At 71.7% G+C, this 11,443-nt stretch carries 11 protein-coding genes; 3 read left to right on the forward strand and 8 right to left on the reverse strand.

The window, feature by feature from the left end:
- Positions 1 to 18: 18 nt before the first annotated feature.
- The 7 genes from AB0M02_RS24900 to AB0M02_RS24930 all read right to left on the reverse strand — a co-directional run bounded on the left by AB0M02_RS24900 (position 19) and on the right by AB0M02_RS24930 (position 5,139).
- Entirely contained in the window at positions 19 to 1,740 is a 1,722-nt protein-coding gene (locus tag AB0M02_RS24900) for an ABC transporter ATP-binding protein (RefSeq protein WP_364230523.1), read from the reverse strand.
- Complete coding sequence (locus AB0M02_RS24905) at positions 1,740 to 2,153, reverse strand: lasso peptide biosynthesis B2 protein (RefSeq protein WP_364230525.1); 414 nt, start codon at positions 2,151 to 2,153, stop codon at positions 1,740 to 1,742. Before AB0M02_RS24905 ends, AB0M02_RS24900 begins: the two co-directional genes overlap by 1 nt.
- The gene (locus AB0M02_RS24910) at positions 2,150 to 2,410 is read right to left on the reverse strand and encodes a lasso peptide biosynthesis PqqD family chaperone (protein WP_364230528.1); all 261 of its coding nucleotides are present in this window, start codon (positions 2,408 to 2,410) and stop codon (positions 2,150 to 2,152) included. The genes AB0M02_RS24905 and AB0M02_RS24910 overlap by 4 nt, the downstream gene beginning before the upstream one ends.
- Entirely contained in the window at positions 2,388 to 4,253 is a 1,866-nt protein-coding gene (locus AB0M02_RS24915; protein WP_364230531.1) for a lasso peptide isopeptide bond-forming cyclase, read from the reverse strand. Before AB0M02_RS24915 ends, AB0M02_RS24910 begins: the two co-directional genes overlap by 23 nt.
- 25 nt (positions 4,254 to 4,278) lie before the next feature.
- Positions 4,279 to 4,404 (reverse strand): keywimysin-related RiPP, encoded by a 126-nt coding sequence (locus tag AB0M02_RS24920; RefSeq protein ID WP_364230534.1) that lies wholly within the window; start codon positions 4,402 to 4,404, stop codon positions 4,279 to 4,281.
- Between the two features lie 115 nt (positions 4,405 to 4,519).
- A complete protein-coding gene (locus AB0M02_RS24925) occupies positions 4,520 to 4,816 on the reverse strand; it encodes a hypothetical protein (protein ID WP_364230537.1) in 297 nt (98 codons plus the stop codon).
- Positions 4,817 to 4,935: 119 nt separating this feature from the next.
- Complete coding sequence (locus AB0M02_RS24930) at positions 4,936 to 5,139, reverse strand: cold-shock protein (protein WP_364230540.1); 204 nt, start codon at positions 5,137 to 5,139, stop codon at positions 4,936 to 4,938.
- A gap of 263 nt (positions 5,140 to 5,402) precedes the next feature.
- Here AB0M02_RS24930 and AB0M02_RS24935 point away from each other — a divergent pair, with 263 nt between their 5' ends.
- Positions 5,403 to 7,655: an EAL domain-containing protein gene (locus AB0M02_RS24935; protein WP_364230543.1), complete on the forward strand. Its 2,253-nt coding sequence runs from the start codon at positions 5,403 to 5,405 to the stop codon at positions 7,653 to 7,655.
- 13 nt (positions 7,656 to 7,668) lie between these two features.
- Here the strand turns inward: AB0M02_RS24935 and AB0M02_RS24940 are convergent, their stop codons facing one another.
- On the reverse strand, positions 7,669 to 8,487 hold the full coding sequence (locus AB0M02_RS24940; protein ID WP_364230546.1) for an SAM-dependent methyltransferase: 819 nt from the start codon (positions 8,485 to 8,487) through the stop codon (positions 7,669 to 7,671).
- Between the two features lie 136 nt (positions 8,488 to 8,623).
- Here AB0M02_RS24940 and AB0M02_RS24945 point away from each other — a divergent pair, with 136 nt between their 5' ends.
- Positions 8,624 to 9,868 carry a YncE family protein gene (locus AB0M02_RS24945; RefSeq protein ID WP_364230548.1) on the forward strand — a complete coding sequence of 415 codons (1,245 nt, stop codon included), beginning with the start codon at positions 8,624 to 8,626 and terminating at the stop codon, positions 9,866 to 9,868.
- 102 nt (positions 9,869 to 9,970) lie between these two features.
- Positions 9,971 to 11,251 (forward strand): multidrug effflux MFS transporter, encoded by a 1,281-nt coding sequence (locus AB0M02_RS24950; protein WP_364230550.1) that lies wholly within the window; start codon positions 9,971 to 9,973, stop codon positions 11,249 to 11,251.
- Positions 11,252 to 11,443 lie beyond the last annotated feature (192 nt).

An 11,443-nucleotide genomic window follows, 5' to 3' on the forward strand; every position in this document is an offset into this window, starting at 1 on the left:
GCTGCCGTCTACGTAGATTCAATCTACATAAACGCGGTCGGTCCGCCACCCGCCGGCCAGGCGGCGGTAATAGGCACTGCGAGCCATCAACTCCTCATGCCCCCCGACCGCCACCACCATCCCGCCCTCCAGCACCACGACCTGGTCCGCCGCCCGCACCGTCGAGAACCGGTGTGCTGCCACCAGCACCGCGCAGTCCGAAGCCACCTGCTCGATCGCGCTGCCCAGTGCCGCCTCGTTCACCGGGTCCAGGTGGGCGGTCGGCTCGTCCATCAGCAGCAGCGCGGGACGGTTCAGCAGAGCCCGCGCCACCGCGATCCGCTGCCGCTGCCCGCCGGACAGCCGTGCCCCGCGTTCCCCGAGCGGGCTGTCCAGACCCTCCGGCAGGTCCGAGACCAGTTCCGTCAGGTTGGCCAGAGCGATCACCCGGGCGACGTCGTCCTCCGAGGCGCCCGGCGCCGCGTACATCAGATTTTCCCGAAGGGTGCCGTGGAAGACCGGCGAATGCTGTTCGACGAGGCCGATCAGCGACCGGCACGCGGACCGGGGCATCGTTCGCACGTCCGCGCCGCGCAGCAGGATCTCGCCGCGGTCCGGGTCGTAGAAGCGTTCGGCCAGTGCGAAGATCGTGGACTTGCCCGCGCCCGAGCCGCCGACCAGCGCGATGTGGCCGCGCTCGGGCACCCGGAACGAGACTCCCCGCAGCACCGGCAGGCCGGGGTCGTACCCGAACCAGACGTCCCGGAACTCCAGCATCGGCGCCGGTCCGGGACGCCGTGCCGCGACCGCCGGTGCGAGTTCGTCGGTCTCGACCGGCAGGGCCAGCACCTCGTCGATGCGACACAGGGCTCCTCTGCTCTCCTGCAGCGCGCTCAGCGCCTGGAAGACCGAGCTGATCGGCACCGCGAGGTACGTGATGTAGAGGAGGAACGCGACCAGGTCGGCCAGCGAGCTCTCGCCGGTGCTGACCCGTACGCCACCGACCAGCAGCACCACGAGGAAGGAGCCGTCCACCGCCAGATGGCTGGCCGGGCCCACGGCGGCGTTGAGACGTGCCGTACGCAAGCCCTGCTCGCAGGCCACCCGGGCCTGGTTCCCGATCCGCTCGGTCTCCCGCCGCTCGGCGCCGCTGGCTCGCACCGTGCGCAGCGCGGACAGCGCCCGGTCCAGGTCGCCGGCCATCTCGCCGGTGGCCCGCTGGCTGCCGAGTGCCGCCTGCCCCATGCCCCGCATGACCGGTACGAGCGTGCACAGGCCGACCGCGACGAGCACCGCCACCACCAGGAACAGGACCGGGTCGAGCCAGATCAGCACCGCGACGGCCCCGCCGAGCCCGATGACTCCGGTGACCGCGTCGGCGCATCCGTCGGCGACGACCCGGCGCAGGGCGAAGCTGTCGGTGCCGGCCCGGGAGATGAGGTCGCCGACCCGGTACCGGTCGTGGCACGGCATCGCGAGCCGCAGCAGGTGGGAGACGAGGTCGAGGCGGATGCCGAGGACGATGTACTCGCCGGCGCGCGCCAGCAGGTATCCGGCCGCGGCCTGGACGAGCGCCTGTGCGGTGAAGAGTGCCACCAGCACCGTCACGAGTGCGGTGAGCGGGTGCCCGCTGCCGGTGGCCTCGATGATGTCCCGGACGAGCAGCGGCTGGGCGAGACCCAGCGCGGAGCCGGCCAGGGTCAGCGTGACAGCCACCGCGATGCGCCCGCGATGACCCTTGGTCAGGCGGAGGAGGCCCATCAAACGGTGAAGAGCCGGGCCAGGTATCCCTCCGGCATGGGCTCGTCGACCAGCAGCCCGTCGGCCTCCACCCAGCTGTGCGCGCCGAACGGGGGCGCGACGCGTACCCCGACGCACCAGGTCGGCCAGGTCCCGGCCAGCCGGCACAGCAGGACGGTGGCCAGGGCGCGGGGCAGGCAGCCGCGCGGGCCCAGGCAGCGCAGGCTGACCGCGATCACGAGATCCCGGGCGGCCTTGGCCTCCGCGTAACCCGCGGGCCGGGCGCCGCGGCGAAGGACCGCCAGCACGGTACGCAACCGCCGCGGCGGCAGCACAGCCAGCGCGCGGGCGGCCAGGACGGCGAGGCGGGCCACGAACCGCCGCCCGATCGTCCCCGGCGGCACAGGCCGGGTGAGCGCGGCCGGAGTGCTCATGAGCGGATCACCAGGCCGGCCTCGGTGAGCGCGCCCACCAGCGAGTCGACGTCCTGCAGCGCGGTACCGGGCTCCACGTCGTACTGCGAGAGGAGCGCGTCCGCCGCCTGCCGCCGGTCACCGCCACCGGCGAGGACCTGCATGATCAGGGCAGCGCTGGGGTTGAGTTGCCAATAGCGCCCGTCCCGCCCGTCCAGCAGGACGGTGCCGTACTCGGTGTCGGCCGTGGTCAGGTCAGGGTGTAGCCGAAGCGACATCGTCGCGGTTCCTTTCCGGCACCGTGCGGGTGCCCTGGCCGCGCAGCCAAACCTCGCAGCCGATGGTCGAGTACAGGACGGCGTGGCGCAGTCGCGGGTCGTCCGGCCGCCCGGTCAGCGCGATCAGGTGGTCGCGGTCGACCAGGCCCATGTCCGCGAGCCGCGACTGCTCCCACAGGGCGATCAGGTCGGCCCGGTTCTCCCGCAGGCCCCGCGCCGCGTCGAGGGCGGCCTGCGCCTTGCTGGTACGCGCCAGGCAGTCGTCCGGCACGATCCCGCGCATCGCCTCGACGAGCAGCGGTTTGTACCGCCACGGCGTCACCCGCTCCTGCGGGCGGACCGCGAGGCACGCGCTGATCACCCGGTCGTCGAAGAACGGCGAGGCCATCGGCAGCCCGGCCCGCGCGCTCATCTGCTCCCACTGCCGCAGGATCCGGGTGGTGTTCTGGATCTGTTCGAGGTCGGCGTGCATGCCGCGGTCGTCGCTCAGCGGCTCCGCCGACTCGGCCGCGCCGCGCAGCACGTCCGCAACCAGTTCCGCCGCCTGCTCGGTGACCCACGGGAACAGGCGCGGCGGCGAGTTCCAGCCGAGCGTGCCCACAACGGGCGACGGCAGGGGATGCCGCAGCGTGCCGGCGGTCCCGGCGAGCCAGCGTCGGTACGGGCGGCCGTCGGCGAGCGCGCCCAGCATCGGCCGCAGCGGCCAGTCGAACAGCGCCCGGAAGCCGCGCAACTGCCGGATCGCGGTCACCGGTGCGCGGCGGAGCAGCCGGTGGTAGTAGGCCTCCGAGCACCAGGTGACGTGGTCGCCGCCGATGCCGGTCAGGTGCAGGCGGCTGCCGGCGGCGGTCAGGCGGGGCAGATGGCTCAGCACCCGAGCCCGGTCCATCATCCCGATCGTGGGCTCGTCCAGCGGGTCGTCGATGTCGAGCAGCCCGTCGTAGACCAGCGGCGAGTCCTCCGCCCGCCACACGAGGTGCTCGGCGTTCAGCCGGGACGCCGCGCGCCGCGCCCACATCAGGTCGTCGTCGGCCGGGTCCAGTCCCGGCCAGGTGCTCGCGAGCAGGCTGCTGTTGCCGGTGTTCGCCAGGAAGCAGAGCGACGTCGAGTCCAGTCCGCCGGACAGGTCACAGCTGATGGTTCCGCCGGGCGCGGTCCGTGCGCTCACCGCGGCGGCGAGGGCTTCGCGCACGAGGGGAGCGCCGTCGGCAAGCGACCGGTCCGGTTCCGGCGGCGCCCACCATCGCCTGGTCGCGACACCTCGGCCATCGCGGTGCACCAGCAGGTGAGAACCCGCGGGCACGGTGCGCACACCATGCCAGAGCGGCGTGTCCGGCAGGGGATGCGGCAAGGGCCACAGCAAGCGTACGGCGACCTGACGCGCGTCCAGGGGCGCGCCGAGCAGTGCTGCCAGCACGTCGGCCCGGTCTGCCGCCACCGCGACGCCATGGGTTACGGCGTGGTGGACGAGCCGAAGCCCGGAGGCGCTGCCCTGCACACGCGTGCGGCCGTCCGCGCTGGCGATCAGGTGGAAGCTGCCGCTCAGCGACGCCGCGAAGTCGTCGAGCCCGGTGACGTCCGCCATCCGGCCGGCGCGGCGGGCCAGTTCCGTCTCGGTAACCGGGCACGTGCCGATCACCGCGATCCGGGCGGTGCCCGCGTGCGCCACGGTGATCTGCCCCTCGGGCCAGCGGCCGACGAGCCACGGGCGCCCGGAGGCGTACCGGAGGATCCGGGTGTGTGGTGTGTTCAGGCGCCGGGCCACGGCGAGGCCCTCGTCATGGTCGGGGAGGACCACGAAGTAGGACTCGCCGTGTCCCAGCATGCCGGTTGCGTCAGACATGGAACGGAGCAACGAGGCGGGGTTCTCAGTTCTTGCTGAAGATCAGCCGGTCGTTGCCGGAGCGGCCCAGCAGCCCGGTCTCGGTCCGGAAATCACCCAGTACCGTCGCCTTGGGAGCCTCGTACTGACGCTTGACGGTGGTCTTCCTCATGGGTTGTCCCCTTTCTCGTGACGAAACGGCCCTCCATCTAGCCGCTTTGTGCACATTAGGGACGTTTTGCGCACTTCTTCGGGATACACGCCGGGCCGCTCCCCTGATCGGGGGTCTACCGGGCCGCCGGGTATCCGGGGATCTGGCGGCGCTGCGTCGCGCTCGCCGCCCAGTGCGTCAGGTCGAGAAGTCCCGCGAGCACGACCCAGAACCACTCCCAGCCGGTCAGGCCGATGCCGGGCGTGTACAGGACCACGTAGATCAGGGTGGCGAACGGCATGAAGACGATGCCGATCAGCGGCCAGATCCAGGTGTCGAAGGCGGCGTTGACCAGCGCCGGCCGGGCGACCCAGATGATGAACAGGCCGAGCCGGGGGAAGAGTCCCGCGAACAGTGCGAAGAGGCAGCCCATGGCCCCTGATCGTGGTGGCCGGGACGGTGACCGTCCTCATCCCGGCCGGATGACGCGCGGGGAGACGCCGAACGGCGGCTCGACTGGAACAGTCGAGCCGCCGTGGCGGAAAGCGTGGGTCAGAGCGGGCGGATGTTCTCCGCCTGCGGGCCCTTCTGGCCCTGGGTGACGTCGAACTCCACCCGCTGGTTCTCCTCGAGGCTGCGGTAACCACTCGTCGCGATCGCCGAGTAGTGGGCGAAGACGTCGGCGCCGCCGTCGTCCTGGCTGATGAAACCGAAGCCCTTGTCGCCGTTGAACCATTTAACGGTGCCGGTGGCCATTGTCTGCTCCTTCGCGAGCTGTTTTGAGAACGCCGCCGCGTTGATCACCCGCGCCGAACCGACACGAAAAACGAAAAGCGCCCGCGTAGGTTCGAATGAACCGGCAGGCGCTGAAAACGTCTACGGAAATCAAAACTGCAACGGTCTCACCGTAGCACAGAACATTTTTCGATCCCGGTGTTCCGGAAAATTCACCCCGCGGGGCCACCGTCGCGCTCCCGTGCGGCGTCTCAGGTCGGTGGCGGCGGCGTCGATGGTAGGGCGTGCCTGATACGCCCGGCCGCTCGCCGCTGCTCGCCGACCGGGCCTTCTTGGCCGTGACGGCTCTGACGGTCCTGGACGTCGCCGCGTTCCTGCTCCAGGAGCGGATCGGCCGGCTCTGGCCCGCGCCGGTGAACTGGCTGCTGATGATCGCGGTCATCGTGCCCACCCTGGTGCTGTGCCGGCGGGTGCGCACCGACCCGGCGTCCGCGCCCGTCGTACGCCGCTACTGGCGCCGGGTCCAGGCCGGCATCTCGCTGTTCGTCGGCGTCGCGGCGCTGCGGATCCTCTTCGAGTCCGGCGCGGGCGGCTGGCTGCTCCCGGCCTCCGTGGTCCTGCACCTCGTCGGTGGCCTCGTACTCACCTGGCCGCTGGTCGGCCTGCCGCTCAGCGCCCGGGGCCGCGCCCGCCGGCTCGGTGTCTGGCTGGACCTGGGCACCCTGTCGTCCGCGGCCGGCCTGCTGATCTGGCACTTCGCCGCGTCCGCCCAGTTCGCCGACGGCCGGGTCACCCCGGAGCGGGTGCTCTCCGCGGCCGTGATCATGGGCGCCGGCCTCAACGGCGTCTACCTGGCCGCTCGCGTGGTGCTCGCCGGGGTCGACTCGTTCGCCCGGCGCGGCCTGTACTGGATCGGCGCGTCGGCGCTGATCGGCGGGCTCGGCTCGGCGATCAGCTTCCTGGACCCGCGGCAGCCGGACGGCAACCCGCTGCTGGTGGTGCTGCCGCTGGCCGCGTACGCGGCGGCGGTCGGCGCCCGGATGCAGGTGGTGGACACCGCCGCCGGTGCCCGCCCGCGGCGTGCGGCACGGGGTTACAGCCTGATGCCGTACGTGGCGATCGCCGCTGTCGACGGCATGGTCGTCTATCACAACGTCCGGGGCACCGGCGACGGTCTGCTGATCGACGGTGTGGCGGTCACGCTGACCGCCCTCGTGGTGATCCGCCAGCTGACCGCGTTCCGGCAGAACGACGCCCTGCGGGGCCGGCTCAGCTACGAGGCCAGCCACGACATGCTCACCGGCCTGGCCAACCGGGCGCACTTCGGACGGCGCGTCGAGGCCGCGGTCAACGGCGCCGACCCGGACCAGCCGGTCAGCATCGTGCTGGTCGACCTGGACGACTTCAAGATTGTCAACGACCGGCTCGGGCACGCCACCGGCGACGCGCTGCTGGTGCACGTGGCCGAGCGGATCCGGGCCGGCGTACGGAGCACCGACACGGTGGCCCGGCTGGGCGGCGACGAGTTCGCCATCCTCTTCGAGGGCTCCACCGCCCCGGACGTCGACCAGGTGCTGACCCGGATCGCTGCCGCGCTGCTCGAGCCGGCCGTGATCGACGGTGAGCCGATGACCGTGCGGGCGAGCTTCGGTGTGGTCGACGGCCGCGGCGGCGACGACGCCGGTGAGCTGCTCCGCCAGGCGGACATCGCGATGTACGAGGCGAAGGAGCGCGGCGAGGGCGGCTACGAGCGGTACCGGCCGGGCATGGAGGCCCGCGGCGCCGAACGCAGCCGGCGGGCCGCCGCGCTGCACACCGCGATCCTCTCCGACCAGCTGGTGACGTTCTTCCAGCCGGTGGTGACGCTCCCGGACGGGCGGATCAAGGGCGCCGAGGCGCTGGTCCGCTGGCAGCACCCGGACGACGGCCTGCTCGGCCCCGGCGACTTCATCGACACCGCCGAGCAGACCGGCCTGATCGTGCCGCTCGGCACCTGGGTGCTGCGCGCCGCGACCCGCGAGGCGGCGACCTGGCCGGGCGAGCTGACCGTGTCGGTGAACGTGTCCGCGCGGCAGTTGCGCGAGACCGGCTTCCCGGCCGTGGTGGCGGCGGCGCTGCGCGACAGCGGGCTACCGCCGCACCGGCTGACCGTGGAGATCACCGAGTCGGTCGCGGTCGGCGGCGGTGCCACCAACGACAATCTGCAGGGGTTGCGGGACCTGGGCGTACGCCTGTCCCTGGACGACTTCGGCACCGGCGCGTCGACGCTCACCCTGCTCGCCACGTGCCCGGTGCACCAGATCAAGCTGGACCGCTCGTTCGCGCCCGGCGGCGGCTCGGACGCGATCGCCGACGCGGTGGCCCAGATGGCGCGGGCGTTCGGCCTGGAGGCGGTCGCCGAGGGTGTGGAGACCACCGAGCAGGCGGCCCGCCTGGCCCAGCTGGGTTACGAGCACGCCCAGGGCTTCCACTTCGCCCGCCCGATGAGCGCCGCCGACCTGCGCGGCCGGCTGGCCGAGGCCACCACCACGACGTGAACCCCCGCGGCCGTTACGGCTTGCGGCCCACCCCGCAGTAGACGACCAGGGACTCCGGGGTGGTGCCGGGCTCGGGCCGCCACAGCGGCGTGGAGACGACGCCCGGCTCGACGACCTCCAGGCCGTCGAAGAAGCCGCGCATCTGCTCAGGTGTACGCAGGTGATAGTCGGCGCCGCCGCTGCGCGCCGTCCGCACCGCCTCGGCGGTCTCGGCCGTGATGACGCTGTCGTTGACGACGAGGTAGCTGCCGGAGGGCACCGCGTCCACGAAGTGCCGCACGATCTCCGCCGGGCCGGGCTGATCGTCATCGGCCACATTGCCCAGGATGCCGAGCATCATGACGGCGATCGGCCGGGTGAAGTCGAGCGTCTTGGCCGCGGCCTGCAGGATCTTGGCAGGATCGTGGACGTCCGCGTCCACGTAGTCGGTGGCGCCGTGGGTGCTGCTCTGCAGCAGCGCGCGGGCGTGCACCAGGACCAGCGGGTCGTTGTCCACGTAGACGATCTTGGACGCGGGCGCGACGCTCTGGGCCACCTCGTGGGTGTTGTCGGCCGACGGCAGGCCGGTGCCCAGGTCCAGGAACTGGCGGATGCCCGCCTCACCGGCGAGGAACCGCACCACCCGGCCGAGGAACGCCCGGGACGCGACGGCCACGTTGACGACGTCGGGATAGACCTGCTTGACCTGGTCACCGACCGCCCGGTCGGCGGCGAAGTTGTCCTTGCCGCCCAGCCAGTAGTTCCAGATCCGGGCACTGTGCGGGACGTCGGCCCGCAGGTCTGCCGCCGAGAGCCCGTCGGTCATCGTCGTCCCCGCCTTCCGTGGCGCCATAACGGAAGCGGTCAGCATAGTTGTCGCCCGCATGTTCCCGCTGACCGAATAAAGCGACATCTATCAATGTGAGTTCCTCTCTTGTTTCATGGGCGTTACTGCTCAGTAACAGCCGAGGATTGATGGGAGTCACGTCATGGCTTCGCTCGTACCTCTGAAACGCCTTTCCGCTGCCGCCCTCGGCGGCCTGCTCGCTCTCGGCGCCGCCACCGTCCCGGCGTCCGCCGCCCCCGCCGCGTCGGCCCTGCGCCAGGTGATGTTCGTCGGCAACAACTGGGACGGCACCGTCGACGTCATCGAACCCAGCGGCGCCTACCAGCGCGTCGGCCGCCTCTCCGTGGTCCCCGACCGGGCGCTGCGGCTCACCGAGATCTACCTCAACCCGATCAAGCTCGCCTTCTACCTCGGCATCCAGCAGGGGCCGGGGGAGGGGCACGACCAGCTCGTCGACGACATGTACACCACGCCCGCCGGCGACGCGCTGGTCGTCTCCCGGCCCAGCTTCGCCGACGTCGTCTCGATCGACCTCGCCACCGGCGCGCTGCGCTGGCGGTTCGCGGTCAGCGGGTTCCGCTCCGACCACATGGCGGTCGCCCCGGACGGGCGCACGGTCGCGGTCTCCGCCTCCACCGGCAACACCGTGCACGTCCTCGACATCGTCACCGGCCGTCAGGTCGGCTCGTTCGCCACCGGCGACAAGCCGCACGAGAACATCTACGCCGGCGGCGGCCGGTACCTCTGGAACATGTCGATCGGCGAGGTCAACACCGACCTCGACGACCCCTGGCTGGACTTCACCAAGGGCGACCGGAAGATCACCATCGCCGACACCAGCACGTTCCGGGTGGTCAAGACCATCGACATGCGGCCCCGGCTGGACGCCTTCGGCCGGCGGGACCTGTCCGACGCGATCCGGCCCGCCGTCCTGACACCGGACGAGTCGAAGCTCTACTTCCAGCTCTCGTTCTTCGCCGGGCTCGTCGAGTACGACGTGGCCACCGACCGGGTCACCCGGGTCCGGGAGCTGCCGCTGAACCCGGCCACCGACCCCGACCGCACCACCTGGGTGAACGACTCCCGCCACCACGGCCTGTCGATCAGCCGCGACGGCGCGAAACTCTGCGTCGCCGGGACCATGGACGACTACGCGACCGTGGTCGACCGGGCCACGCTCACCCCGGGGCCGCTGGTCACCGCGATCAAGCCGTACTGGGCGACGGTCAGCGCGGACGGGCGTGACTGCGTCATCTCCGAGGCGGGTGCGGACCGGGTCACCGCGATCAGCTTCGCCACCGGGCAGGCGGTCGCCTCGGTCGGCGTCGGGGATCACCCGCAACGCGTACGCATCGGCCAGATCCCCGCCGGCTGGACCGCGCCCTAGCGAATTCCCAGCTTGTGGGCGGTTTTTCCGGCCGTTTGTGATCAGTCTTACCAAAGCGGCCCGAGCGGAAGAACCCGGTCGTGGAACGGCTTGTCGACGAGTGTGGCTGACACTCGCACCCTGACCGCGCCCATCGACCTCTCACCCGGAGAGTCGCTTCCGCTCGGGCGCCGCTTCCGCATCGTGCTCGTGCTCGGCTTCCTCACCGCGCTCGGGCCGCTGACCATCGACATGTACCTTCCGGCACTGCCGACGATCACCGCCGACCTGGGCGTCACCGCGGCGGCCGTGCAGCTGACGCTGACCGGAACACTGGTCGGCCTCGGGCTCGGGCAGGTGCTGGTCGGCCCGGTGTCCGACGCGATCGGCCGGCGGCTGCCACTGCTCGCCGGCGTCGCGGTGCACGTGCTGGCGTCGATCCTGTGCCTGTTCGCCCCCGACCTGGCCACGCTCGGCACGCTGCGGGTCCTGCAGGGGCTCGGCGCCGCCGCCGCGTCGGTGGTCGCGATGGCGATGGTGCGTGACCTGTTCGACGGGCTCGCCGCCGCCCGGCTCTTCTCCCGCCTGATGCTGGTCGTCGGGGTGGCACCGATCCTCGCGCCCACGATCGGCGGCCTGGTGCTGGGCTGGACCTCCTGGCGCGGCGTGTTCGTGGTGCTGGCCGCCGCCGGCGCCGCCATCATGCTCGCGGCCGGCGTCGTGCTGCCGGAGACGCTCGCCGTCGCCAAGCGGCGCCGCGGGGGAGTGCTGGGCACGGTCCGCGACTACGGCCGCCTGCTCACCGACCGGGTCTACCTGGGCCTGGTGCTGGTGGCCGGGCTGGCGATGGCGGCGCTCTTCGCGTACGTAAGTGGCTCTTCCTACGTCTTCCAAGATCAGTACGGGATGAGCGAGCAGCAGTTCGCCCTGATCTTCGCCGCCGGCGCCGTCGGCCTGATCGGCGCCACCCAGCTCAACGTCCGGCTGCTGCACCGCTGGACCCCGCAGCAGATCCTGGGCGGCTCACTGCTGGCCGGTCTCGCATCCGGCCTGGTGCTGCTGATCCTGGCCGCCACCGAGACCGGCGGCCTGGCCGGCATCCTGATCCCGCTCTGGCTCGTGCTCACCACGGTCGGCCTGGCCATGCCGAACGCCCCCGCGCTCGCCCTGGCCCGCCACGGCGAGGCGGCCGGAACCGCGGCCGCCCTGCTCGGCGCGGTCCAGTTCGGCGTCGGCGCGATCGCCGCACCCCTGGTCGGCATGCTCGGCGTCGGCGCGGTCGCCATGGCCGTCGTCGTCTTCGGCGGCATGCTGGCCGCCACACTCGTCTGCTTCCTGGTCGTCCGCCCCCACCACCTCCCGTCCACCCGCCCCGAACCGGTGCTGGCCGTGGCCCGTGCGTGAGCTCAACGCCGACATCCGCGCCTGGATCAACACCTGGACCAAGACCGCCGACCAGATACTCGACTCCATAGCCAACGACTCAGGACACTGGTCTAGATGTACTGACCACGGAGGTTGTTGACGTTCGGCGTGGTGCCTTGATCAGAGAGGAGACCTCCGGAAGGAGTGGCGGTGCTTGACGTCGCCGTTCTA

This window comes from Actinoplanes sp. NPDC051861 (assembly GCF_040681145.1).
Classification (GTDB): Bacteria; Actinomycetota; Actinomycetes; order Mycobacteriales; family Micromonosporaceae; genus Actinoplanes.